Source organism: Flavobacterium frigoris (genome assembly GCF_900111075.1).
GTDB classification, from domain to species: domain Bacteria; phylum Bacteroidota; class Bacteroidia; order Flavobacteriales; family Flavobacteriaceae; genus Flavobacterium; species Flavobacterium frigoris.
Genome location: NZ_FOFZ01000015.1, coordinates 48,803 through 71,762, shown reverse-complemented (window position 1 = coordinate 71,762; position 22,960 = coordinate 48,803). Strand labels below are relative to the sequence as shown.

29 protein-coding genes are annotated in these 22,960 nt (G+C 35.2%); 24 read left to right on the top strand and 5 right to left on the bottom strand.

Going from position 1 to position 22,960, the window contains the following annotated elements; all coding sequences use genetic code 11:
• From BMW63_RS15415 to BMW63_RS15400, 4 genes are read left to right on the top strand one after another with little or no spacing between them, the layout of a single operon-like run.
• A complete protein-coding gene (locus tag BMW63_RS15415; RefSeq protein WP_074724358.1) occupies positions 1-459 on the top strand; it encodes a GNAT family N-acetyltransferase in 459 nt (152 codons plus the stop codon).
• A gap of 11 nt (positions 460-470) precedes the next feature.
• Positions 471-1,166 (top strand): RadC family protein, encoded by a 696-nt coding sequence (radC, locus tag BMW63_RS15410; RefSeq protein WP_074724357.1) that lies wholly within the window; start codon positions 471-473, stop codon positions 1,164-1,166.
• Positions 1,167-1,178: 12 nt separating this feature from the next.
• The gene (locus tag BMW63_RS15405; protein WP_074724356.1) at positions 1,179-1,868 is read left to right on the top strand and encodes a YjjG family noncanonical pyrimidine nucleotidase; all 690 of its coding nucleotides are present in this window, start codon (positions 1,179-1,181) and stop codon (positions 1,866-1,868) included.
• Between the two features lie 2 nt (positions 1,869-1,870).
• Positions 1,871-2,629: a hypothetical protein gene (locus BMW63_RS15400; RefSeq protein ID WP_074724355.1), complete on the top strand. Its 759-nt coding sequence runs from the start codon at positions 1,871-1,873 to the stop codon at positions 2,627-2,629.
• A gap of 70 nt (positions 2,630-2,699) precedes the next feature.
• On the opposite strand, the gene BMW63_RS15395 is transcribed toward BMW63_RS15400, so the two are convergent.
• A complete protein-coding gene (locus BMW63_RS15395; RefSeq protein WP_074724354.1) occupies positions 2,700-3,977 on the bottom strand; it encodes a replication-associated recombination protein A in 1,278 nt (425 codons plus the stop codon).
• A 229-nt stretch (positions 3,978-4,206) separates the two neighbouring features.
• Between BMW63_RS15395 and BMW63_RS15390 the strand changes: the two genes are divergently transcribed.
• Positions 4,207-4,986: a rhomboid family intramembrane serine protease gene (locus BMW63_RS15390; protein ID WP_074724353.1), complete on the top strand. Its 780-nt coding sequence runs from the start codon at positions 4,207-4,209 to the stop codon at positions 4,984-4,986.
• Positions 4,987-5,041: 55 nt separating this feature from the next.
• Here the strand turns inward: BMW63_RS15390 and rlmB are convergent, their stop codons facing one another.
• The 4 genes from rlmB to BMW63_RS15370 all read right to left on the bottom strand — a co-directional run bounded on the left by rlmB (position 5,042) and on the right by BMW63_RS15370 (position 12,264).
• A complete protein-coding gene (gene rlmB / locus BMW63_RS15385; RefSeq protein WP_074724352.1) occupies positions 5,042-5,776 on the bottom strand; it encodes a 23S rRNA (guanosine(2251)-2'-O)-methyltransferase RlmB in 735 nt (244 codons plus the stop codon).
• A gap of 66 nt (positions 5,777-5,842) precedes the next feature.
• Entirely contained in the window at positions 5,843-7,309 is a 1,467-nt protein-coding gene (locus tag BMW63_RS15380; RefSeq protein WP_074724351.1) for a SusD/RagB family nutrient-binding outer membrane lipoprotein, read from the bottom strand.
• Positions 7,310-7,312: 3 nt separating this feature from the next.
• Positions 7,313-10,561, bottom strand: coding sequence for a SusC/RagA family TonB-linked outer membrane protein (locus tag BMW63_RS15375; RefSeq protein WP_074724350.1), 3,249 nt, complete (start codon positions 10,559-10,561; stop codon positions 7,313-7,315).
• Between the two features lie 83 nt (positions 10,562-10,644).
• Positions 10,645-12,264, bottom strand: coding sequence for a BamA/TamA family outer membrane protein (locus BMW63_RS15370; protein ID WP_245744987.1), 1,620 nt, complete (start codon positions 12,262-12,264; stop codon positions 10,645-10,647).
• A 362-nt stretch (positions 12,265-12,626) separates the two neighbouring features.
• On the opposite strand from BMW63_RS15370, the gene rpsL reads away from it, so the two are divergent.
• From rpsL to rpsH, 19 genes are all read left to right on the top strand, one after another.
• Positions 12,627-13,010 (top strand): 30S ribosomal protein S12, encoded by a 384-nt coding sequence (gene rpsL / locus BMW63_RS15365; protein WP_007136570.1) that lies wholly within the window; start codon positions 12,627-12,629, stop codon positions 13,008-13,010.
• 73 nt (positions 13,011-13,083) lie between these two features.
• Entirely contained in the window at positions 13,084-13,560 is a 477-nt protein-coding gene (gene rpsG / locus BMW63_RS15360; RefSeq protein WP_074724348.1) for a 30S ribosomal protein S7, read from the top strand.
• 10 nt (positions 13,561-13,570) lie between these two features.
• Positions 13,571-15,727: an elongation factor G gene (gene fusA / locus BMW63_RS15355; RefSeq protein ID WP_074724347.1), complete on the top strand. Its 2,157-nt coding sequence runs from the start codon at positions 13,571-13,573 to the stop codon at positions 15,725-15,727.
• Between the two features lie 11 nt (positions 15,728-15,738).
• On the top strand, positions 15,739-16,044 hold the full coding sequence (gene rpsJ, locus BMW63_RS15350) for a 30S ribosomal protein S10 (protein ID WP_011963470.1): 306 nt from the start codon (positions 15,739-15,741) through the stop codon (positions 16,042-16,044).
• Positions 16,045-16,197: 153 nt separating this feature from the next.
• Positions 16,198-16,815 (top strand): 50S ribosomal protein L3, encoded by a 618-nt coding sequence (gene rplC / locus BMW63_RS15345; RefSeq protein ID WP_074724346.1) that lies wholly within the window; start codon positions 16,198-16,200, stop codon positions 16,813-16,815.
• Positions 16,815-17,444, top strand: coding sequence for a 50S ribosomal protein L4 (gene rplD / locus BMW63_RS15340; RefSeq protein WP_074724345.1), 630 nt, complete (start codon positions 16,815-16,817; stop codon positions 17,442-17,444). Before rplC ends, rplD begins: the two co-directional genes overlap by 1 nt.
• 6 nt (positions 17,445-17,450) lie before the next feature.
• Positions 17,451-17,741: a 50S ribosomal protein L23 gene (gene rplW, locus BMW63_RS15335; protein ID WP_074724344.1), complete on the top strand. Its 291-nt coding sequence runs from the start codon at positions 17,451-17,453 to the stop codon at positions 17,739-17,741.
• 9 nt (positions 17,742-17,750) lie between these two features.
• Positions 17,751-18,575: a 50S ribosomal protein L2 gene (gene rplB / locus BMW63_RS15330; RefSeq protein ID WP_074724343.1), complete on the top strand. Its 825-nt coding sequence runs from the start codon at positions 17,751-17,753 to the stop codon at positions 18,573-18,575.
• Between the two features lie 7 nt (positions 18,576-18,582).
• Complete coding sequence (rpsS, locus tag BMW63_RS15325; protein WP_007136562.1) at positions 18,583-18,861, top strand: 30S ribosomal protein S19; 279 nt, start codon at positions 18,583-18,585, stop codon at positions 18,859-18,861.
• Between the two features lie 6 nt (positions 18,862-18,867).
• Positions 18,868-19,278 (top strand): 50S ribosomal protein L22, encoded by a 411-nt coding sequence (rplV, locus tag BMW63_RS15320; protein ID WP_007136561.1) that lies wholly within the window; start codon positions 18,868-18,870, stop codon positions 19,276-19,278.
• A 6-nt stretch (positions 19,279-19,284) separates the two neighbouring features.
• Entirely contained in the window at positions 19,285-20,034 is a 750-nt protein-coding gene (rpsC, locus tag BMW63_RS15315; protein WP_026707012.1) for a 30S ribosomal protein S3, read from the top strand.
• Between the two features lie 18 nt (positions 20,035-20,052).
• The gene (rplP, locus tag BMW63_RS15310) at positions 20,053-20,478 is read left to right on the top strand and encodes a 50S ribosomal protein L16 (RefSeq protein ID WP_016989325.1); all 426 of its coding nucleotides are present in this window, start codon (positions 20,053-20,055) and stop codon (positions 20,476-20,478) included.
• A gap of 13 nt (positions 20,479-20,491) precedes the next feature.
• A complete protein-coding gene (gene rpmC, locus BMW63_RS15305) occupies positions 20,492-20,689 on the top strand; it encodes a 50S ribosomal protein L29 (RefSeq protein ID WP_074724342.1) in 198 nt (65 codons plus the stop codon).
• A gap of 11 nt (positions 20,690-20,700) precedes the next feature.
• Positions 20,701-20,961, top strand: a complete 261-nt coding sequence (gene rpsQ, locus BMW63_RS15300) for a 30S ribosomal protein S17 (RefSeq protein ID WP_074724341.1) — start codon at positions 20,701-20,703, stop codon at positions 20,959-20,961.
• 2 nt (positions 20,962-20,963) lie between these two features.
• The gene (gene rplN, locus BMW63_RS15295; protein ID WP_007136556.1) at positions 20,964-21,332 is read left to right on the top strand and encodes a 50S ribosomal protein L14; all 369 of its coding nucleotides are present in this window, start codon (positions 20,964-20,966) and stop codon (positions 21,330-21,332) included.
• An 11-nt stretch (positions 21,333-21,343) separates the two neighbouring features.
• Complete coding sequence (gene rplX, locus BMW63_RS15290; RefSeq protein WP_074724340.1) at positions 21,344-21,658, top strand: 50S ribosomal protein L24; 315 nt, start codon at positions 21,344-21,346, stop codon at positions 21,656-21,658.
• A gap of 2 nt (positions 21,659-21,660) precedes the next feature.
• Positions 21,661-22,212, top strand: coding sequence for a 50S ribosomal protein L5 (rplE, locus tag BMW63_RS15285; protein ID WP_074724339.1), 552 nt, complete (start codon positions 21,661-21,663; stop codon positions 22,210-22,212).
• 3 nt (positions 22,213-22,215) lie between these two features.
• Positions 22,216-22,485 carry a 30S ribosomal protein S14 gene (gene rpsN, locus BMW63_RS15280; protein ID WP_074724338.1) on the top strand — a complete coding sequence of 90 codons (270 nt, stop codon included), beginning with the start codon at positions 22,216-22,218 and terminating at the stop codon, positions 22,483-22,485.
• A 70-nt stretch (positions 22,486-22,555) separates the two neighbouring features.
• Positions 22,556-22,954 (top strand): 30S ribosomal protein S8, encoded by a 399-nt coding sequence (gene rpsH / locus BMW63_RS15275; protein WP_066081018.1) that lies wholly within the window; start codon positions 22,556-22,558, stop codon positions 22,952-22,954.
• The last annotated feature ends 6 nt before the right edge of the window (positions 22,955-22,960 follow it).

Below are 22,960 nucleotides of genomic sequence, written 5' to 3'. Positions count from 1 at the left end.
ATGAAGAATGACATAAGAATCAGTAGAACGACCAGTGAAAATACAGATTTCATAAGTTTAGTAGCAGTATTAGATGAAAGTCTATGGGAACGGTATCCCGAGCTAAAATGGGATTACTGGGGAAATAACATTTTAGAAATCAATCCTAATGTAGTGGTTATATATATTGATAATAAGGCAGTTGCTTGTGGGTGTTTCAAGAAAAAGAACGAAAATACAATTGAAATAAAGCGTATGTTTGTTTTGCCAGAAGCTAGAGGTAAGGGTTTTTCCCAAAATATCTTGCGGGAACTGGAACTATTGGGTGTGGAGTTGGGTTTTTCTTTTTCAGTTTTAGAAACCTTATACAAACAAACAGAAGCTATTGGTATGTATGAGAAATGTGGTTATGCAATAGTTGATAATTATGAGCCTTATGTGGGTTTGAAAAATAGTATTTGCATGCGGAAACAAATTTAAAGAATTAGCCAATGTCTGAAAACGCTTTTTTCCCTATTACGAATTGGTCTGAAGACGATAAACCACGTGAAAAGCTAATGCTGAAAGGCAAAAGTGCGCTGAGTGATGCCGAATTAATCGCTATTTTAATTGGTTCTGGAAGTCGGAATGAAACGGCGGTAGATTTAAGTAAAAGGATTTTAAAGAGTGTGGACAATAATCTGAATGCATTAGGGAAGTTGTCTATTTCTCAATTAATGAATTTTAAAGGGATAGGGGAGGCCAAAGCCATTTCTATTATTGCCGCTTTAGAATTAGGGAGGAGAAGAAGGTCAGAAGATGCGGTCGAATTGATTAAAATTACTTCTAGTAAAATGATTTTCGAGATTATGCAGCCTATAATTGGTGAATTGCCGCATGAGGAATTTTGGATCGTTTATTTGAATAATTCAAATAAGATTTTATCAAAAGCGCAATTGAGTAAAGGTGGAATAACAGGAACTTTGGTTGATGTACGATTGGTTTTTAAAACAGCACTTGAAATGGGAGCAACTGGACTAATACTATGTCACAACCATCCGTCAGGTACTTTGGTGCCAAGTGAAGCAGATAAGCAAATTACCAAGAAGTTAAGAACTGCCGGAGACAGCCTAGAAATAAAAGTATTGGATCATTTAATAGTGACTGATTTTGGTTATTTTAGTTTTGTTGACGAAGGAATATTTTAAAAAAAAAGTATAATGAAAATTACGAATATAAAAGATGTCTTTTTTGACTTAGATCATACACTTTGGGACTTTGATAAAAATTCAGAGATGACCTTTGAAGGGATCTTTCAAAGAAATCACCCCGAAGTAGAAATTAAGATATTCATTGAAAAATACGTGCCCATAAATCAGGCGTGCTGGAAGTTGTACCAATACGATAAAATCTCGCATGAGGAATTGCGTTACAATAGATTGAAGCATTCTTTTGATGCAATCAACTATTCCGTTTCTGATGCGCAAATTGAAAGTATTGCCGAGGAGTATATTCAATTATTACCAGAGAATAACCATTTGTTTGATGGGACTTTTGAAATTTTGAACTATTTAAATGAAAATTATAAGCTGCACATCATCACTAATGGTTTTGCAGATGTGCAACATAGAAAAATCAAAAATTCTAAGTTGCATGACTATTTTCATACCGTTACAAATTCTGAAATGGCCGGAGTTAAGAAGCCAAATCCTATTATTTTTGAATACGCATTAGATTTGGCCAAAGCCAAAAAAGAAAATAGCATCATGATTGGCGATTCTCTGGATGCAGATATACAAGGAGCTCTAGATATGGGACTAGATGCTATCTTTTTTAATGAAAATAAGACGCAGGTTGGTGATGATATCAAGCAAGTTAACCATTTATTAGAGCTAAAAAAATATTTATAATTATGAAAAAGTATATTCTTTTTATTGCATTATTTGTTACAGTGTGCTCTTTCGCTCAATCTGTGAATGATTACAAAGCGGTTATTGTGCCTTTGAAATATGATTTTATGAAATCAGAAAATCAGTACCGTCTTACAACCTTGTCAAAATTCAATTTAAAGAAAGCTGGTTTTGAAGCTTTTTATAGCAATGAAACAACGCCAAAGGGGTTTAGCGAAAGATGTGATTTGTTGTATTTTGATTTGGAAAAAGAAAGTGGTTTTTTAGTTACTAAACTTTTCATTACTTTAAAAGACTGCAATGGAAAAATCATTTTTCAATCAGTTACCGGAAAAAGCAGAGAAAAAGATTATGAAGCGGCTTATGCAGAATGCTTAAATCAGGCTTTTGCTTCTTTACAAGCTTTAAATTATAAATATAATGACAGTAAAGCTGCATCGAAGGCCGTAGTTAAATCAATCGTAGAAGAAGTAATCGAAGGAAGAGCAGTGGCAGTAGAGGAAGTTGCTGTTGGTGGTAAGGAAAATCAATCAGATACAGGAGTCAAATACCTATACGCGCAGCCCATCGTTAATGGATATCAATTAGTAGATAGTACGCCAAAAGTGGTCATGAAAGTGTTTAAAACATCGAGTCCTAGTTGCTATATTGCTAAGAAAGGGGAAGATCAGGGAGTTTTAATTGCTAAAGGTGCAGAGTGGCTTTTTCAATATTATAAAGATGAAAATTTAATTTCAGAAAAAATCCCAGTTAAATTTTAAATACATTTAAAATCAAATAAATAAGGTTCTAAGAAGTACATCTAAGTGGTACTTCTTAGAACTTTTTTCATTAATAACCATATTTGTCTTTCCAACGGTTTTTTAAAAATTCTCTGGTTGTGTTTTCTCTGGAATTGTTACCAGGAACATATATGGGAGTATTTTTGACGGCATCAGGTAAAAATTCCTGATCGGCAAAATTATTAGCAAAATCATGCGAATATTTATACTCGTCACCATATCCTAATTCTTTCATTAGTTTAGTAGGTGCATTTCGCAAATGGATAGGAACGGGTAGGTCACCAGTCTGTTTAACGAGTTGTTGGGCAGTTCCAATGGCTAGATAAGAAGCGTTACTTTTTGGAGAAGTAGCTAAATAAACCGCACATTGGCTTAGGATGATTCGGCTTTCTGGGTAGCCAATTGTTGCAACTGCTTGAAAAGTATTGTTAGCCATTATAAAAGCAGTAGGGTTTGCGTTTCCAATATCTTCACTTGATAGAATAAGCATACGTCTGGCTATGAATTTGACGTCTTCTCCACCTTCTATCATTCTGGCGAGCCAATAAACAGCTCCATTAGGATCACTTCCCCGAATTGATTTTATAAATGCCGAAACGAGATCATAATGTTGTTCGCCACTTTTGTCATATAGAACGGTATTTTGCTGTACCAGTTCAAAAACCCTGTCATTGGTTATGATGATATCATTCTCAGCGGAGGCATTTACGACCAGTTCAAATATATTCAATAACTTACGTCCGTCGCCGCCAGAAAGTCGCAATAGCGCCTCTGTTTCCTTTAATTTAATGTTTTTAGACGCCATAAAAATATCCGTTTTCAAAGCGCGTTGTAATAAAGACTCTAAATCGTCCTTTGTAAAAGCATTTAAAATATATACTTGGCAGCGCGATAATAAGGCAGGAATAACCTCAAAGCTCGGGTTTTCGGTTGTAGCACCTATTAACGTGATCCATCCTTTTTCAACGGCGGCTAATAAAGAATCTTGTTGTGATTTGCTAAAACGATGAATTTCATCTATAAATAAAATCGGATTCTTAGTAGTGAAAAGACCGCCGCTCTGTTTCGCTTTTTCGATGACATCCCGAATATCCTTCACCCCTGAATTGATGGCGCTTAAAATATAAAAAGGACGTTTTGATTCTTGCGCAATGATTTGTGCTAAGGTCGTTTTCCCCGTTCCCGGTGGTCCCCATAGTATTAGCGAAGGGATGATTCCTTTTGCTATTTGTTGCGTCAATGAACCATTTGGCCCCACAAGATGGGATTGACTGATGTAATCTTCTAGTTTTTGCGGACGTATGCGTTCTGCTAATGGTGCTTCCATCGTGTAAAATTACTATTTTTATTTGAAGCTATTCCAGCTCTTCACTATATCTTTTGTTTCGTTAAGAAACGAAACAAAAGGATGCCGTTTCGATCTGGGCTAGTTTTGTATAGTGTATGTCAAGAGCTAGTGTGTTTCATTTTTAGATAGGATTCCACATTATCTGACAAAATAGCATTAAATTGCTTTTGGATATATATTTGAGTTAGGTTATGGATATAAAGATACTATGATAGACAATCAATTTAAATTTACTAATGCTGTTGTAGGCGTGCCACTTTTTTTTGTGCTATTCCTTTGGTTTGTGTATTGGATGGAAATACGCTTTGGTTTCGATTTTGATAAAAACGGAATCTATCCACGCACCTTTTCTGGATTGCAAGGTGTCTTTTTAAGTCCTTTCATTCATTCAGATTTGAATCATCTTTATAATAATTCGATGCCCTTGCTAGTGTTGTTAGCTGCTTTGCAATTTTTTTATGCAAAACAGTCGTTTGCGGTTATTGGGTATGGTATTTTATTTTCTGGAATCTTGACCTGGTTGATTGGTAGATCAAATTATCATATCGGTGCCAGTGGGTTGGTATATGTTTTAGTAGCGTTTATTTTCTTTAAAGGAATTTTGAGCCAGTATTACCGCTTAGTAGCATTGTCGCTAACTGTTATAATACTATATGGTGGTGTTGTTTGGTATGCATTTCCAGAGGTAGATGATGCCATTTCGTGGGAAGGACATTTAGCGGGATTGATAACAGGAGTAGTGCTTTCCTTTGTTTACAAAACGCCTGAATATATGAAGCCAATAAAATACGATTGGGAGAAAAGCGATTTTAGTCAGTCAGAGGATAAGTTTATGCAACGATTTGACGAAAACGGTAATTTTGTGAATCTGCCAAAAGTAGAAGAAGTGGAGGAATCACAGTCAAATCTAAGCTATTTTACTTCAAATTGTGCTGTTGCGTATACTGTCGTAGAAAATAAAAAAAACGAATCAGAACCAAAGTCCTAATTCGTTTATATATTACTCCACTATTTGATAGTTCCCCTAGGGTAGCTAGGAGGAATTAAATTCTTTGTCGTACCGCTTCGTATAAAAAAGCACCACAAGCAACAGATACATTTAAAGAACCTATAGTTCCAAACATAGGTAACTTTGCTTTTTCGTCTACAATTTTCAAAACAGATGGATTTACTCCACGATCTTCTGATCCCATTATGATGGCTACAGGCTCGTTTAAAGAGATGTCATAAATAGTTGTATCTGTCTTTTCGGTAGCGGCAACCGTTTTTATTCCACTTGCTTGCAAAATAAAGATGGCGTCTTTTATATGTTCTACTTTACAAATCGGGATATTAAACACCGCTCCTGCTGATGTCTTTACAGTATCTCCATTCACTGGTGCTGATCCTGCTTTTTGAACAATAATTCCGTTTACTCCAGTACATTCAGCTGTTCTGATAATAGCACCAAAATTACGTGCATCTGATATTTGATCCAAGATAAGGAATAATGGTTTTTTTCCGTTTTCAACCACAGTATCAATCAAGGTCTCTAGATCAAAAAAAGAAATAGGAGAGATACTTGCTACGGCGCCTTGGTGGTTGTTAGGTGTTAATCTGTTTAATTTTTCTACAGGAACATAGGAGAAGTTTACATTGGCACGCTTCATCACTTTCATTAAGTCTTTCATCAATTCGCTGCTCGCTTCTTTTTGAATATAGACTTTGTCTACTGTTGTCCCCGCTTGAATAGCCTCGATTATTGCTCTAATCCCAAATATTTGATGTTCTTTTTCCATGGTGCAAATATATAAAAAAAAACCACCAGCTTTCGCTGATGGTTTTAATAAAAATTATGTTGTAAATTAGAATTTATCCCAAAAAATGTGATTTTTCAATACGTCTCCACCAATAGCGCTAGAGGCTGCTGTATAGTTTTCACCATTAACTGTTCGTTCGTTACTTGGATAAGTAAGTCTTTTTGGAATTTGACCTTCAGCTTCAGAATAAGCACTTGCTGGAGCAACCAGTGCAGGGAAATCAAGTCTTCTGTAAGAAGTCCAAGACTCAAATCCTCTATTGTAGAATGCAATCCATTCTTGCTTACCTATTTTTTCTTTAGCGGAAGATCCTGGCGCTGTAGTAAAATTAACGCTTGGATTCAATAAATATGCAGCAGCTTGATTTGCTATTCCCCAACTTTCAAACGAGGCTGTAATTGCTTTATCGTAATAATATTGAGTTGTATTTCCGACTGAAATTCCATTTGATGCTGCTTCAGCTAAGTAAAAATTCACTTCTGCTGCCTCCATAAACTGTGACGAAAAGTCTGGAGCTGTTAGGATGGGGTTGACGTGCGAGAAGTTTTGATATATGTTTGTGTAACCATATCTACCGCCTTTATAGCTGCCATCTTCTAACGCAGTAAAGTATTTAGTTCTTCTTGGGTCATTTAATGTGTTCATAGCATCAACGATGATTGAAGTCGGTACAAAATCGTTTCTGTTATCTGCTACTAAAGTTTCGTAAATTGGATTGTAATTTGGCGCAGATAGAGCATATTTAAAAGATGCATTGTTGGCATTTGTTAATATTACTCCGCTGTTATAAGCATTTTCAATTGTAGTTTTAGCTAATGTTGGATTTGTGTCAATAAGATTGACTGCTAATTTTAATTTTAACGAATTAGCAAATAATTTCCATTTCGTAACGTCACCACTATAAACTATATCGCCACTCGCAAATGATTTTTTAGAAGTATCTAATTTTGCAATTGCAGCATCCAAACGAATGATTAGCTTTGAGTAAACTTCGGCCGCATCGTCATACTTTGGTAAAACGTTAGTAGAGTTTAAAGATTCAGTATATGGTATATTTCCAAATGAATCTACTAATATTTGGTAAGTATAAACTTCAAAAATATCTGTTATCGCTAACTTGTTTTGTTGTTCAATCTGAAATTGAGCATCAGAAACTCCAGTAGGAGCTACTTCTGTAGGTATTATTTTTTTAACAGATTCTAAACCACCTAATACTGTACCATAAAGATTTCGCCAGTGACGATCTGCAATTGCCCTAGAGCTTATTCTGTATCTTGACTCCCCAGTGTATTGAGTTGCAGCAAGGTATTGAGGAAAGTATCTAAAAATTGCTCCTACATTAACGTTTGGATTTGTTAATTGATCTGACAACGCTTTTTGAGAATTAGATAATAAAGTTTCCGCGGGAACATTATATGCTGAATCTTTGTTTTCGTTAAAATCTTCGTTATCACTTACACAACTTGTCATAAATAATGACAAGATTGTTATTGAATATATTAATTTTTTCATTGCTTAGAATTTTACTTTTACGTTAAATGAATATACTTTAACAGTAGGCATAACACCAGACTGGAAGCCTTGAATGTTTCCAGATGATGTTCCTGCTTCAGGATCAGCGTCTGGTAAGTTTTTGTGGATAATCCAAACATTGTTACCAATTAAGCTAAATGACATATCTTTTATGAAGCCATTGTTTAAAAATTTTGAAGGTAATGAGTAAGTAAAACCGATTTCTCGTAATTTCACATAGGATGCATCATAAACAAAGTTGCTATTAGGGTTACCGGATACTCCAAAACCTACACCATCGAATTCACTAGAAGTAGATGCGTCTACACGAGTTGTGTTCGTTATAGAGTTACCATTTGAATCTATTACTACTCCTGGATTAATGTATCCACCACCATTTGCTAAACTGTTTCTTACAGGATTTCCTAAGTCATTAATGTATGCCGTTTGTACACCAACTCCAGTATCCTGTCCGTAAGCTTGATCAAGTGAGAAAACACTTCCTCCTTGTTTGACGTCAATAAGGAAATTGAAAGAAAGGTTTTTATATGTTAATCTATTTGATACACCACCAATCCAATCTGCTTGAATATTTCCAATTATTTGATCTTCTTCTATCACGTAATTACCATCTGTATCAACAACTTTGCTTCCACTCGGGTCACGAAGTATTCCTTGGCCTCTTATTGCTCCATATTGTTCACCAACAGTTGCGTTAAGTGATACGTTTTGATTCCAACTAGCCAATTGAAGATTTGTTCTTCCTTGGTTTAAAGATACAACTGTGTTTTTGTTTTTAGACCAGTTTACACCTATTTGCCACTGAAAATCTTTAGTTTTAATTGGAGAACCAGATAAAGCTATTTCAATTCCTTTGTTTTCAAGTTCTCCAGCATTTACTTGAGAAAAGCTATAACCTGTTGATGGGGATTGAGGTACGTTAAATATTTGATTTTCTGTATTAGATTTGTACACAGATAGATCTAAAGTTAACCTGTTTTTTAAAACCGAAGCTTCTATACCAGCTTCCCAACTTTTTTGTTTTTCAGGTTTTAGATTTTTAAAATCTACGAAGGTACTACTATTTTGGAATAGAGGGTTGCCTGAAAGTAGACCGTTATTTATTCTTGCTCCTAATATTCCTGCTGCTGGATCGTTCCCAACTTGAGCATAGTTAATTCTTAATTTTCCTAAAGATAACCAGTCTGCGTTCAATATTTCACTAAAAATAAAACTTGATCCTACAGAATAATAGTCATATGAGTTATTGTCTACATAAAGTGTAGTCGATTGATCTCTGCGATATGATCCTTCTAGATATAAAGTTTTATTATAATCAAATGAAGCTTGGGCGTACACTCCTGATTTCTCAGAGTAAATTTCGCTCTCAATAGGTGCTACAAAGTTATTTGAGTTGGCTAAAGTATAAAGTCTAGGTTTTACTAATCCTCCAGTAGTAGACCCGTTAAATGAATCAGCTCCAGTTTTTATTAAAGTTGCTCCTCCTAATAATTTCGCGCCAATTTTAGACCCTAATTTGAAATCGTAAGTTGCAATGAAATCGTAAGTTTGTTGAAGGAATGCTCTTGTGTATAATGAGTATCCTGATTTTTCACTACTTTGACTTACTCCAAATTCTTCAGCATGACTTCCTACAGCTTTTCTAAGTTCTTGTCTGTCATTCGAATTGTCGATAGTTGCTCTTGCTAATAAATTAAAGTTATCTGTAACGTCGTAACTTAAGTTGACACCTGTTAAAATCCTACGTCTGACATCACTTTCAAAGTTTTCGTATCTGTCCCAGTATGGGTTATTCCAATAGGAAGGTGTTAAATCACCTCCACTTGGATTGTTCATATTCCAAGTAATGTTTTCACGATTTCTGAAATATTCTTGTTTTTGCTCTTTAATATCAACATTAGTTTGCCACCATTGTCTAAAACCACCAACAAAGTTGTCTCCGTATCCTAAGCTATTTCTTCCTACTGTATTCTGGTCAGTAAACGTAAAGAAAGCTCTTGCGGTTAATTTATCACTTAAATCCTTAGAAAAATTACCATTAATTATGTTTCTCTTTAAACTACTATTTGGTAAAATTCCTTTATCTTCATTGTTCGTGATACTAAGGTTAAACGTGCTGGTTTCATCACCACCGCTTAAGTTTAAGCTGTTAACCGTACTAAACGATTTCTCGAAAAAAGTTGTTGGGTCATTCTGTGCGGCAACCCAAGGTGTTGATTTTCCGAAATTTGCATTACCAGGAGCAAATGCATTCCAATTGTAAACTTGAAGAGTTGGATCGAAAGCATTACCATAAGATATATCATATCCTGTTGGTACCAATAAATCATCTGTACCATCTCCGTTAACGTCTGTTACAATTAAGTCATCATTACCTGTATAACCTCCTCCCCCATATTGTTTTTGATATTTAACAAATGTAGATTTGTCAAATGTCCCTACAGAAGCTGTTGAGCTAAATGACACGCCCAATCCTGCGTTTTTCTTCCCTTTTTTTGTAGTAATCATAATAGCACCGTTAGATGCTGCACTACCATATAATGCCGACGCTGCTGCGCCCTTCAGAACATTTATCGATTCAATATTATTTGGGTCAATATCGGATGCTGAGTTACCAAAATCAAATCCATCTCTACCTGATTGAGCATCTGATGTATTTAAATTCGCATTATTTACTGGTACTCCATCAATAACAATCAACGCTTGGTTGTTACCAGTTATACTTTTTGTTCCTCTTAAAACAATGTTTGTAGAGCCACCAAAATTTGAGTTGCTTCTAACTTCAAGACCAGCAACTTTACCAGTCAAATTGTTTAGAAAGTTTGATGTGGGAGTTGTGTTTACTTCTTCGGCAGAAAGTTTCTGTGAAGAATATCCAAGTGATTTCTTTTCTCTAGTAACACCCAAAGCGGTTACTACAACTCCTTCAAGTTCTACTGCAGTACCCACCATTTTAACATTGATTTGTGATGAAGTAGCTGCTAGTGATTGAGATTTCATCCCAATGTAGCTAAAAAGTAGTACTTGACTTGGCGATGCTTTGATGGTGTACCTCCCATCAAAATCAGTTTGTGTTCCAGATTTAGTTCCTTTAACTAATACACTTACGCCTGGTATAGGCATTCCTGTATTGTCAGAAACAACTCCTGTCACAGCTCTCTCTTGCGCAAAAGTTAGTTGCGCCATCAGTACTACAAGTAGTACTAAGATTCCATTGAACTTTAGTTTCATTTTTTAATATTTTGAATTAGTTCCACAAAAATCATAATAATTTGTTAACATTCCTAATAAAATAAAGCCTTTTTTTATGAATTTTAAAATTTAACATTATAACTTATATGGATGATTGTGTTGGAAAACTGTGTTTTTTTGATTTCTGAACTACCATTTACCATTGCTATTTTTAGTAAGCCAGTAGTGGTTTTAAGGCCAATTCCAATTCCGATACCAACTAGATTTGTGTTTTTATTGAACTTATTATCTTCGATAAGGCTTTGTAACCTGCAGTAATCTAGTATTGTATGAGCATAAAGTGTAGGGGAGAGCATATAGCGGTACTCTGTAAGGATAGAATTCATGAAATTTGCTGCTAAGCTGTTTTCTGCAAATCCTCTAATAGTATTTATTCCTCCAAAGCGGTACAATTCATTGTTAATATAGGTGGAGCTATTTAAATAATAATTTTGTGTTTTTATGTTAATGCTATTGTTGTTGTTTATATAAAAGTTATGCATTGCTTGTAGTTCTGCAAAAAATTGGTTTGATTGGTCTGTGATTTCTGTCTGATTGGTTGTTTCTCTTTTTCCTATACCCATTTTAAGAAGAAGAGTTGATTTTTTTAAAAACAATGGGTTTTCATAGTCGTATTTTGAATATTCCAAATTGCTGGTTGCAAATGCACTCTTGTAATCTTTTATGATGGTGTTGTTAATATTTTGTATGTCGCTTGAAGTTGTTGTTTGGTACCCCAAATAGAGCCGTGTTGTATAATTTACAAAATAGCTTATGTTGATTTCGGTCTTGGTGTTTTGAAAAGTAGTATCTTGTTTGAAAATGTTTAATTGTGCTTTTAGTCCAATAGGACTTTTAAATAAGTAGGGCAATTCTACTGAAGCGTTAAATGTTGTTTGTTTGTTCCCATCGCTTTTCCAATAAAGTGAAAACTGTTCGCCAATTTTTAGGGTGTTTTCTAAAGCTAGGTCGAGGTAGCCGTTGAATGTTATTTTTTTATTATCATTATTGTTGAATCCAATGAAGCCGTCAAAAGTATTTGACTTTCTTTTTTCTAAATAGACAAAGATTTTTGTAGTGTCTTTTGTAAATAGTATTTCTGGGTATTTTGTTTGATTTACAAAACCAAATTTTGCAAAGTCATTGTGTATTTTGCTTATTGTTTCTTGGTTGAAAGTTTTATTTTTATATTTCCGATTGAGTTGTATTAAATGTCCTTTCGGAAAATTGTTGTTTTGTTCATTTTTCGCATATTGTATTACAATTTCATTTAATTTTCTCTTGGTTTCTGATACGAGTTGTAGTTCTGCGAAAAGGAGATTTCCTTTTTGCTGCATATTTGTTAGTTTTAGTTTGGCTAGTGAATATCCTTTTTCTTCTAAAATGTTAATGTTTTTTTTTAAAAAACCTGCTATTTCTGAATATGTTACGATAATGCTGTCGTTGATTGTTTTTAAGGAGAGCAATTCGGCGACGATTTTTTCTTTTCCTGTATATAAGTGTATAGATTTGATTCTTATTCCTAAATGGAATTTTGCTAAATAGATCGAGTCGTTTAATTTATACTGTTTAATTATTTGATTTCGAAGATATCCTAGTGCTGATAATTTAGTAGAGGTTGTTTCTATTTCCGAGGCTACAGATTGTATGTTTGGGTGTTTTATTGTATATTTTAAAGAATCTAATATTTGGGTCTCGCGCATAGTGTTGCCTGTTAATTGTAATTCGAAATTTTGGGAATTGCAATTTAAGCTAAAGATAAGCAGTAAGATATGTAGTAAGAAATATTTCAATTAGAATTAAGTTTTTATAAAAGTACTGCAAATATCGAATGTTTGTAATAAAAATCAAACAGCTAATTGATGATGCTAAAATAGTCATCAAGGGGCGATGTTGTTTCTTCGGGTTAACGGATTAAGTGGATTCTTTATTCCGTTAAATAGCAAATGTTTACTGAAAATAAAAATTAGTGAATTAAGATTTGTGGAGTGAAAAATATTTCATACATTTGCAACCCCGTAAAAAGCGGGAATTAAATATACATAATAAATTTTTAGTATTAATTATGCCAACAATTCAACAATTAGTAAGAACAGGAAGAACTCAGATAACTAAGAAGAGTAAATCGGTTGCTTTAGATTCTTGTCCTCAAAGAAGAGGGGTTTGTACGCGTGTTTACACTACAACACCAAAAAAACCAAACTCTGCAATGCGTAAAGTAGCGCGTGTACGTTTGACAAATGGTAATGAAGTAAATGCATACATCCCTGGTGAAGGACACAATTTACAAGAGCACTCGATAGTATTAGTTAGGGGTGGAAGGGTAAAAGATTTACCAGGAGTTAGATATCACATCGTTCGTGGTGCACTTGATACGTCAGGAGTAGCAGGAAGAACACAAAGGAGATCTAAGTACGGAGCAAAACGCCCAAAAGAAGCAAAAAAGTAATTTAAAACGTTATTCTTGTAGCAACGCGATTTTTCGTGATGGTAGAGGCGTAGTATTTTATTAAAAAAAAGACATGAGAAAAAGAGCGGCAAAGAAAAGACCACTTTTACCAGATCCGAGGTTTAACGACCAATTGGTAACGCGTTTTGTGAACAACTTAATGTGGGACGGTAAGAAATCAACAGCTTTTAAAGTATTTTATGATGCAATTGACATTATAGAATCAAAAAAGCAAGATGCAGAAAAACCATCATTAGACATTTGGAAAGATGCTTTAGCAAACGTTATGCCTCACGTAGAAGTACGTAGTCGTAGAGTAGGTGGAGCTACATTTCAAATTCCAATGCAAATTAGACCAGACAGAAAAATTTCTATGGCAATGAAGTGGTTAATACTTTATGCAAGAAGAAGAAATGAAAAGTCTATGGCTCAAAGGTTAGCTTCAGAATGTTTAGCTGCGGCTAAAGAAGAAGGAGCTGCTGTTAAGAAAAGAATGGATACTCACAAAATGGCAGAAGCTAACAAAGCATTCTCTCACTTTAGATTTTAATTCATAAGAAATGGCTAGAGACTTAAAATATACAAGAAATATAGGGATTGCTGCTCACATTGATGCTGGTAAAACAACAACAACAGAGCGTATTCTTTTTTATACTGGTAAATCACACAAAATTGGTGAGGTGCACGATGGTGCTGCAACAATGGACTGGATGGCTCAAGAGCAAGAAAGAGGTATTACAATTACTTCTGCTGCTACAACTTGTGAGTGGAATTTTCCAACTACACAAGGAAAGCCTTTACCGGAAACTTTGCCTTATCACTTTAATATTATTGATACTCCGGGACACGTTGATTTTACTGTAGAGGTGAATCGTTCATTGCGTGTATTGGATGGTTTGGTGTTCTTGTTTAGTGCTGTTGATGGTGTTGAGCCTCAATCAGAAACTAACTGGAGACTTGCGGATCAATATAGAGTTCCTCGTATCGGTTTTGTAAACAAAATGGATAGACAAGGATCTAACTTTTTGATGGTATGTCAACAAGTAAGAGATATGTTGAAATCAAACGCAGTTGCAATCACTTTACCAATTGGTGAAGAAAATGATTTCAGAGGTGTTGTGGATTTGGTAAAGAACCAAGCTATTGTATGGCATGAGGAAGGTTTAGGGGCAACTTATGATATTGTGCCTATTCCTGAAGATATGCTTGAAGAGGTTAAAGAATACAGATCGATTCTTATTGAAGCAGTAGCTGATTATGATGAGACTTTGCTTGAAAAATTCATGGAAGATGAAAACTCTATTACAGAGGAAGAAATCAACATTGCATTAAGAGCAGCTGTTATGGACATGGCTATCATTCCGATGATTGCTGGTTCTTCTTTTAAAAACAAAGGTGTTCAATTTATGTTGGATGCGGTTTGTAAATACTTACCTTCTCCAATGGATAAAGATGGTATCGAAGGGATTCATCCTGATGATGCTGAATTATTAGAAGAAGATCAAACTAAAATTTTGCGTAAGCCAGATGTTAAAGAGCCATTCGCTGCTTTAGCTTTTAAGATTGCTACAGATCCTTTCGTAGGACGTTTGGCTTTCTTCCGTGCTTATTCAGGACGTTTAGATGCAGGTTCTTATGTTTTGAACACTCGTTCAGGAAATAAAGAAAGAATCTCAAGAATATACCAAATGCATGCTAACAAGCAAAACCCAATCGATTATATCGAAGCAGGTGATATTGGAGCAGCAGTAGGGTTTAAGGATATCAAAACTGGAGATACATTGTGTGATGAGAAACACCCAATTATTCTTGAGTCAATGAAATTCCCTGCGCCAGTAATTGGTATCGCAATTGAGCCTAAAACTAAGGCTGACGTAGATAAAATGGGTATGGCTTTGGCTAAATTAGCTGAAGAAGATCCTACGTTTACAGTTAGAACAGATGAGGCTTCAGGGCAAACTATTATTTCTGGTATGGGTGAGCTTCACTTAGATATCTTAGTAGATAGAATGCGTCGTGAATTCAAAGTTGAAGTAAATCAAGGTGAGCCTCAAGTTGAATACAAGGAAGCTTTTACAAAAACTGCAATTCATAGAGAAACATACAAAAAACAATCAGGAGGTCGTGGTAAATTCGGTGATATCGTATTTAAGCTTGAGCCGGCTGATGAAGTTGACGGTAAAGTACCTGTTGGTTTACAGTTTGTTAACGCTGTAAAAGGTGGTAACGTACCTAAGGAATATATTCCTTCTGTAGAAAAAGGTTTTAGAGAAGCTATGAAAACGGGTCCTTTGGCTGGTTATCAAGTGGATAGTTTAAAAGTAACTTTAACTGATGGATCTTTTCACCCTGTCGATTCTGATGCACTCTCTTTTGAGTTAGCAGCAAGAATGGGGTATAGAGAAGTTGCTAAGGCTGCAGGTGCTGTTATTCTTGAACCAATCATGAAAATGGAAGTTATTACGCCAGAAGAAAACATGGGAGATATCGTAGGTGATATCAACCGTCGTAGAGGTCAGGTTAATGATATGGGTGATAGAGCTGGTGCTAAAACTATTAAGGCTGATGTGCCATTATCAGAGATGTTTGGTTATGTTACAACATTAAGAACACTGTCATCTGGTAGAGCAACATCTACTATGGAATTTTCACATTACGCGGAAACGCCTTCTAATATTTCAGAAGCAGTAATCAAAAAAGCAAAAGGAAACGCTTAATCTTTAAGAAAATGAGTCAAAAAATCAGAATAAAACTAAAATCTTACGATCACATGTTGGTAGACAAGTCTGCTGAGAAGATTGTAAAAACGGTTAAGAGTACCGGTGCAGTAGTAACAGGACCAATTCCATTACCAACTCACAAAAAACTTTTTACAGTACTACGTTCTCCGCACGTTAACAAGAAAGCGAGAGAGCAATTTGAAGTAATGTCATACAAGAGATTGATTGATATTTATTCATCTTCATCTAAAACTATTGATGCTTTAATGAAATTAGAATTGCCTAGTGGAGTTGAAGTAGAGATCAAAGTTTAAGGATTTACTTAAGAGTAAAAAGGGCACTTTGTTTAAGTGGAAATTTTTTTTGGATTGTGTGTAAATAAGTTATACTTTTGCACCACTTTAAAAATGAGTTCCACTTAAATGATGTGTTCTATTTTTATATTTAATAATTAATAATTAATATTTATGTCTGGGTTAATTGGTAGAAAAATCGGCATGACTAGTATTTTCGATGAAAACGGGAAGAATATTCCTTGTACAGTAATTGAAGCTGGTCCTTGTGTTGTTACCCAAGTCAGAACCATTGGTGTTGACGGGTACGAAGCGTTGCAACTAGGTTTCGATGACAAAAACGAGAAACATTCCACAAAAGCGGCTTTAGGTCACTTTAAAAAAGCGGGAACTGTAGCTAAGAAAAAAGTCGTTGAATTCCAGAATTTTGCAACAGAACAAAAACTAGGAGATCTTATAGATGTTTCTATGTTTGTTGAAGGAGAATTTGTAGATGTACAAGGTGTATCTAAAGGTAAAGGTTTTCAGGGGGTTGTAAAACGTCACGGTTTTGGTGGTGTTGGTCAAGCGACTCACGGTCAACATAACCGTTTAAGAGCGCCAGGTTCTGTAGGAGCTTCTTCTTATCCATCTAGAGTATTCAAAGGAATGCGTATGGCTGGAAGAATGGGAGGAGAAAATGTAAACGTTCAAAACCTTAGAGTTTTAAAAGTAGTTACTGAAAAGAACCTACTTGTTATAAAAGGATGTGTTCCTGGATGTAACAACTCTTATGTAATCATTCACAAGTAATGGAAGTAAAAGTATTAGATTTCAACGGAAAAGATACTGGAAGAAAGGTTGAACTTTCTGATTCAGTATTCGCAATTGAACCAAATAATCACGCAGTATACCTTGATGTTAAGCAATATTTAGCTAATCAAAGACAAGGAACGCACAAAGCAAAAGAAAGAGCTGAAGTAGCGGGAAGTACACGTAAGATTAAAAAACAAAAAGGAACTGGTACTGCTCGTGCGGGTAGTGCAAAGAATCCATTGTTTAAAGGTGGGGGAACAGTTTTTGGACCTAGACCAAGAAGTTATTCATTTAAATTGAATAAAAGCTTGAAACGTTTAGCAAGAAAATCTGCGTTCTCAATGAAAGCAAAAGAATCAAATATTATCGTTCTTGAAGACTTTAATTTTGAAACACCAAACACTAAAAATTTCATTAATGTTTTGAAAGCTTTAGAGTTAGAAAATAAAAAATCTCTATTTGTGTTGGGCGATGCGAATAAAAATGTATATTTGTCGTCACGTAATTTAAAGGCGTCTAATGTTGTAAGTAGCTTAGAATTAAGCACTTATGCTATATTAAATGCTAATAACCTAGTTCTTTTAGAAAGCTCTTTGGAGATAATTGAAGAAAATTTAAGTAAATAATAGGATATGAGTATCATAATTAAACCTATAGTAACGGAAAAAGTAACCAAAGAAAGTGAAGTTTTAAACCGCTTCGGATTCGTTGTTAACAAAAAAGCAAATAAAGTTGAGATTAAGAAAGCTATTGAAGCTGCTTATGGTGTAACTATTTTGAGTGTTAACACGATGAACGTAAGGCCGGATAGAACTACAAAATACACTAAAAGTGGTTTAATCAGTGGAAAGACTAATGCAATTAAAAAAGCAATTGTTCAAGTACAAGACGGAGAAACAATTGATTTTTACAACAATATCTAAGATAGAAAAATGTCAGTAAGAAAATTAAAACCTATTACCCCAGGTCAGCGATTTAGAGTTGTGAATGGTTATGACGCCATTACAACTGATAAGCCGGAACGCTCTTTGATAGCGCCGATAAAAAACTCTGGAGGTAGAAATAGTCAAGGAAAGATGACCATGCGTTATACGGGTGGTGGTCACAAGCAGAGATATCGTATCATTGATTTCAAAAGAACAAAGGAAGGAATTCCTGCGACAGTAAAATCAATTGAATATGATCCAAATCGTACTGCATTTATCGCATTGTTAGCTTATGCTGATGGTGAGAAAACTTATGTTATTGCTCAAAACGGATTGAAAGTAGGTCAGAAATTAGTTTCTGGTCCAGAATCTCAACCGGAAATTGGTAATGCATTGCCGTTAAGCAGAATTCCATTAGGAACTGTAATATCTTGTATTGAGTTAAGACCAGGGCAAGGAGCAGTAATTGCTCGTTCTGCTGGAACATTTGCTCAATTAATGGCAAGAGACGGGAAATATGCAACAATCAAAATGCCTTCAGGAGAAACAAGATTAATCTTGTTGACTTGTGCTGCTACGATTGGAGCTGTTTCTAATTCAGACCACCAATTAGTTGTATCTGGTAAAGCAGGTAGAACAAGATGGTTAGGTAGAAGACCTAGAACAAGACCTGTTGCAATGAACCCTGTCGATCACCCAATGGGTGGTGGTGAAGGACGTTCTTCTGGTGGACATCCACGTTCAAGAAATGGAATACCAGCAAAAGGTTATAGAACTCGTTCTAAGAAAAACCCGAGTAACAAGTATATCGTAGAACGTAGAAAGAAATAATTAAGATATGGCACGTTCATTAAAAAAAGGACCTTTCGTTCATTATAAGTTAGACAAGAAAGTTCAGGAAAACATCGCAGGTGGGAATAAAGGAGTTGTAAAGACATGGTCTAGAGCTTCTATGATTACTCCAGACTTTGTTGGACAAACTATCGCAGTTCATAACGGTCGTCAATTTGTACCAGTTTACGTAACAGAAAACATGGTAGGTCACAAATTAGGAGAGTTTTCACCAACTAGATCTTTTAGAGGTCATGCTGGAGCAAAAAATAAAGGTAAAAAATAAGAAGCAATGGGAGTTCGTAAAAGAGAAACAGCAGATGCGAGAAAAGAGGCTAATAAGTCTATTGCTTTCGCAAAATTGAATAACTGCCCTACTTCACCTAGAAAAATGCGCTTAGTAGCGGACTTGGTAAGAGGTCAGAAGGTAGAGAGAGCATTAAACATCTTAAGATTTAGTTCTAAAGAAGCTTCAAGAAAATTAGAGAAATTGGTTTTATCTGTTATTGCCAACTGGCAAGCAAAAAACCCTGATGCTAATATGGAAGAAGCAGGTTTATTTGTTAAAACGATTACAGTAGATGGTGGAATGATGTTGAAAAGACTTCGTCCAGCTCCACAGGGTCGTGCACACAGAATAAGAAAACGTTCTAACCACGTGACAATCGTGTTAGGATCTATTAATAACACACAAGCAATTTAATACAAGATGGGACAAAAGACAAATCCAATTGGAAATAGACTTGGTATCATCAGAGGATGGGACTCAAACTGGTATGGTGGAAATGATTATGGTGATAAACTTGCCGAAGATCATAAAATCAGAAAGTATATCCATGCTCGTTTATCAAAAGCTAGTGTATCAAAAGTAATCATCGAGAGAACTTTGAAACTTGTAACCGTTACTATCACTACTGCTAGACCTGGTATCATTATCGGAAAAGGTGGACAAGAGGTAGACAAGTTAAAAGAAGAACTTAAGAAAATTACTGACAAAGAGGTTCAAATCAACATCTTTGAAATCAAAAGACCTGAACTTGACGCGTATCTAGTTGCTACAAGCATCTGTCGTCAAATCGAAAGCCGTATTTCTTACAGACGTGCAATCAAAATGGCTATTGCTGCTTCTATGCGTATGAACGCTGAAGGTATCAAAGTTTTGATTTCTGGTCGTTTGAATGGTGCTGAGATGGCACGTTCAGAAGGTTTCAAAGAAGGAAGAGTTCCTTTATCAACTTTCAGAGCCGATATTGATTATGCATTAGCTGAAGCGCATACTACTTATGGTAGAATGGGTATCAAAGTGTGGATCATGAAAGGTGAAGTTTACGGAAAGAGAGATCTTTCTCCGCTTGCTGGAATGGACAAGAAACAATCTGGCGGAAAAGGTGGAGATTCTCCTCGTGGAAAATCTAACTTTAATAAAGGTGGAAAACCAGACGCTCGTAAAAGAAAGTAATTTTTAAATTAAAGAAAAATGTTACAGCCTAAAAGAACAAAATACCGTAAGGTACAAAAAGGTAAAATGAAAGGGAACTCTGGAAGAGGGCATGAACTTTCTAATGGAATGTTTGGTATTAAATCTGTACATGAAGATGGAATGTTTCTAACTTCTCGTCAAATTGAAGCTGCGCGTATCGCTGCAACTCGTTTCATGAAAAGAGAGGGGCAATTATGGATCAAAATATTTCCAGACAAACCAATTACTAAGAAACCTCTTGAGGTACGTATGGGTAAAGGTAAAGGTGCAGTTGAGTATTGGGCTGCCGTTGTTAAACCCGGAAGAATTATGTTTGAAGTTGGAGGAGTTCCTTTGTCAGTTGCAAAAGAGGCGTTACGTCTTGCAGCTCAAAAGCTCCCAGTAAAAACTAAGTTCGTTGTTGCTAGAGATTTCGAAGCATAATCTATATTATATTATGAAACAATCAGAAATAAAAGATCTTTCTGCAGCGGAGTTGCAAGAGAAGCTTAGTTTGACTAAGAAAACATATGCTGACCTAAAAATGGCTCATGCTATATCACCAATTGAGAACCCGCTTCAAATTAGAAGTGTAAGAAGAACAGTTGCGAGATTAGCGACAGAGCTAACTAAAAGAGAATTGCAACAACTGTAATCTGCTGAAAGATGGAAGAAAAAAGAAATTTAAGAAAAGAAAGAGTTGGTGTTGTAACTTCGGACAAAATGGATAAATCTATTGTTGTTGCTGAAGTACGTAGAGTAAAACACCCGTTATACGGTAAGTTCGTGTTGAAAACTAAAAAGTATCATGCACACGACGAAACGAACGACTGTAACATTGGAGATACTGTAAGGATTAGCGAAACGCGTCCTTTAAGTAAAACTAAATGTTGGAGGTTAGTTGAAATCCTAGAAAGAGCTAAATAATTATGGTACAACAAGAATCAAGACTAAAAGTAGCAGATAACACAGGAGCTAAAGAAGTTTTAACTATCCGTGTTTTAGGAGGTACCAAAAGAAGGTATGCTTCAGTTGGTGACAAGATTGTAGTTTCTATCAAAGATACAACTCCTAACGGAAGCGTTAAAAAAGGAGCTGTTTCAACTGCAGTTGTTGTACGTACCAGAAAAGAAGTGAGAAGAGCCGATGGTTCTTATATCCGTTTCGATGACAATGCATGTGTTCTTTTGAACGCTGCAGGGGAAATGAGAGGAACTCGTGTTTTTGGACCAGTAGCAAGAGAACTTCGTGAAAAACAATTCATGAAAATTGTATCATTAGCACCTGAAGTGCTTTAATTCGTTTTAAGATGATAAAGCTAAAAATAAAAACAGGCGACATTGTAAGAGTAATAGCTGGAGACCATAAAGGTTCTGAAGGTAAAGTATTGCGTGTTGACCGTGAGAAAAACAAAGCGATTGTTGAAGGTGTAAACATGGTTTCAAAACATACGAAACCAAGTGCAAAAAGCCCTCAAGGTGGTATTGTGAAAAAAGAAGCTGCTATTCAAATTTCTAATCTTTCTCTAATTGATCCTAAAACAAAGGAAGCAACAAGAGTTGGAATTAGAGTTGAAGGAGATAAGAAAGTAAGATTTTCAAAAAAATCTAATCAAGTACTATAGTAATGGAGTATACACCTAGACTAAAAGAAGAATATAAGAACAGAGTAATATCTGCTCTTAAAGAGGAGTACGGATACACAAACGTAATGCAAGTTCCTAAATTGGAAAAAATCGTTTTGAGCCGTGGAGTTGGAGCAGCAGTTTCTGATAAAAAATTGATTGACTATGCAGTTGATGAATTGACAAAGATAACTGGACAAAAAGCAATATCTACAATTTCAAAGAAAGATGTTGCATCTTTCAAATTGAGAAAAGGAATGCCTATTGGTGCTAAAGTTACTTTGCGTGGAGAAAGAATGTATGAGTTTTTAGATAGACTTATTACTTCTGCTTTGCCACGTGTTAGAGATTTCAGTGGTATAAAAGCTACAGGTTTTGACGGAAGAGGAAACTATAACCTTGGGGTTTTAGAACAAATCATTTTCCCAGAAATTGACATTGATAAAGTAAACAAAATATCAGGTATGGATATCTCTTTTGTAACTACTGCAAAAACGGATAAAGAAGCAAAGTCATTATTGGCTGAATTAGGATTACCTTTTAAAAAGAATTAAGATATGGCTAAAGAATCAATGAAAGCCCGTGAGGTGAAGAGAGAAAAAACGGTAGCTAAGTATGCTGAGAAAAGAAAAGCTTTGTTAGAGGCTGGAGATTTCGTAGGTTTGCAGAAATTACCTAAAAACGCTTCACCTGTTCGTTTGCACAACAGATGTAAAATAACAGGTAGACCTAGAGGTTACATGCGTCAATTTGGTGTTTCACGTGTTACATTCCGTGAAATGGCAAATAACGGATTGATCCCAGGTGTTAAAAAAGCCAGTTGGTAGAAAATTAATTTTAATTGGTTAAAGGTTCGACAGAAAATCTGAAGAAAACCATAGCCGCAAATTTATACATATGTATACAGATCCTATTGCAGATTATTTAACAAGAGTTAGAAACGCTGTGGCTGCAAACCACAAAGTTGTCGAAATTCCTGCATCTAATCTAAAAAAAGAAATCACTAAGATCTTATTTGATCAAGGTTATATCTTAAGTTACAAATTTGAAGACAACGCTGTTCAGGGTTCAATCAAAATTGCTTTGAAGTATGATAAAGATACTAAAGAGTCAGTAATAAAAGATATCCAAAGAATTAGTAAACCAGGTTTACGTAAATATTCAAGTTCTTCAACCATTCCAAGAATCCTTAACGGATTAGGTATTGCTATTGTTTCTACATCAAAAGGATTGATGACAGGAAAAAAAGCAAAACAATTGAATGTTGGTGGTGAAGTAATTTGTTACGTATACTAATAAATA

What these genes read in the sequence shown, in the direction of transcription:
- BMW63_RS15415 (WP_074724358.1), top strand. Translation starts at nt 1, where the DNA reads ATGAAGAATGACATAAGAATCAGTAGAACGACCAGTGAAAATACAGAT.
- radC (WP_074724357.1), top strand. Translation starts at nt 471, where the DNA reads ATGTCTGAAAACGCTTTTTTCCCTATTACGAATTGGTCTGAAGACGAT.
- BMW63_RS15405 (WP_074724356.1), top strand. Translation starts at nt 1,179, where the DNA reads ATGAAAATTACGAATATAAAAGATGTCTTTTTTGACTTAGATCATACA.
- BMW63_RS15400 (WP_074724355.1), top strand. Translation starts at nt 1,871, where the DNA reads ATGAAAAAGTATATTCTTTTTATTGCATTATTTGTTACAGTGTGCTCT.
- BMW63_RS15395 (WP_074724354.1), bottom strand. Translation starts at nt 3,977, where the DNA reads ATGGAAGCACCATTAGCAGAACGCATACGTCCGCAAAAACTAGAAGAT.
- BMW63_RS15390 (WP_074724353.1), top strand. Translation starts at nt 4,207, where the DNA reads ATGATAGACAATCAATTTAAATTTACTAATGCTGTTGTAGGCGTGCCA.
- rlmB (WP_074724352.1), bottom strand. Translation starts at nt 5,776, where the DNA reads ATGGAAAAAGAACATCAAATATTTGGGATTAGAGCAATAATCGAGGCT.
- BMW63_RS15380 (WP_074724351.1), bottom strand. Translation starts at nt 7,309, where the DNA reads ATGAAAAAATTAATATATTCAATAACAATCTTGTCATTATTTATGACA.
- BMW63_RS15375 (WP_074724350.1), bottom strand. Translation starts at nt 10,561, where the DNA reads ATGAAACTAAAGTTCAATGGAATCTTAGTACTACTTGTAGTACTGATG.
- BMW63_RS15370 (WP_245744987.1), bottom strand. Translation starts at nt 12,264, where the DNA reads ATGCGCGAGACCCAAATATTAGATTCTTTAAAATATACAATAAAACAC.
- rpsL (WP_007136570.1), top strand. Translation starts at nt 12,627, where the DNA reads ATGCCAACAATTCAACAATTAGTAAGAACAGGAAGAACTCAGATAACT.
- rpsG (WP_074724348.1), top strand. Translation starts at nt 13,084, where the DNA reads ATGAGAAAAAGAGCGGCAAAGAAAAGACCACTTTTACCAGATCCGAGG.
- fusA (WP_074724347.1), top strand. Translation starts at nt 13,571, where the DNA reads ATGGCTAGAGACTTAAAATATACAAGAAATATAGGGATTGCTGCTCAC.
- rpsJ (WP_011963470.1), top strand. Translation starts at nt 15,739, where the DNA reads ATGAGTCAAAAAATCAGAATAAAACTAAAATCTTACGATCACATGTTG.
- rplC (WP_074724346.1), top strand. Translation starts at nt 16,198, where the DNA reads ATGTCTGGGTTAATTGGTAGAAAAATCGGCATGACTAGTATTTTCGAT.
- rplD (WP_074724345.1), top strand. Translation starts at nt 16,815, where the DNA reads ATGGAAGTAAAAGTATTAGATTTCAACGGAAAAGATACTGGAAGAAAG.
- rplW (WP_074724344.1), top strand. Translation starts at nt 17,451, where the DNA reads ATGAGTATCATAATTAAACCTATAGTAACGGAAAAAGTAACCAAAGAA.
- rplB (WP_074724343.1), top strand. Translation starts at nt 17,751, where the DNA reads ATGTCAGTAAGAAAATTAAAACCTATTACCCCAGGTCAGCGATTTAGA.
- rpsS (WP_007136562.1), top strand. Translation starts at nt 18,583, where the DNA reads ATGGCACGTTCATTAAAAAAAGGACCTTTCGTTCATTATAAGTTAGAC.
- rplV (WP_007136561.1), top strand. Translation starts at nt 18,868, where the DNA reads ATGGGAGTTCGTAAAAGAGAAACAGCAGATGCGAGAAAAGAGGCTAAT.
- rpsC (WP_026707012.1), top strand. Translation starts at nt 19,285, where the DNA reads ATGGGACAAAAGACAAATCCAATTGGAAATAGACTTGGTATCATCAGA.
- rplP (WP_016989325.1), top strand. Translation starts at nt 20,053, where the DNA reads ATGTTACAGCCTAAAAGAACAAAATACCGTAAGGTACAAAAAGGTAAA.
- rpmC (WP_074724342.1), top strand. Translation starts at nt 20,492, where the DNA reads ATGAAACAATCAGAAATAAAAGATCTTTCTGCAGCGGAGTTGCAAGAG.
- rpsQ (WP_074724341.1), top strand. Translation starts at nt 20,701, where the DNA reads ATGGAAGAAAAAAGAAATTTAAGAAAAGAAAGAGTTGGTGTTGTAACT.
- rplN (WP_007136556.1), top strand. Translation starts at nt 20,964, where the DNA reads ATGGTACAACAAGAATCAAGACTAAAAGTAGCAGATAACACAGGAGCT.
- rplX (WP_074724340.1), top strand. Translation starts at nt 21,344, where the DNA reads ATGATAAAGCTAAAAATAAAAACAGGCGACATTGTAAGAGTAATAGCT.
- rplE (WP_074724339.1), top strand. Translation starts at nt 21,661, where the DNA reads ATGGAGTATACACCTAGACTAAAAGAAGAATATAAGAACAGAGTAATA.
- rpsN (WP_074724338.1), top strand. Translation starts at nt 22,216, where the DNA reads ATGGCTAAAGAATCAATGAAAGCCCGTGAGGTGAAGAGAGAAAAAACG.
- rpsH (WP_066081018.1), top strand. Translation starts at nt 22,556, where the DNA reads ATGTATACAGATCCTATTGCAGATTATTTAACAAGAGTTAGAAACGCT.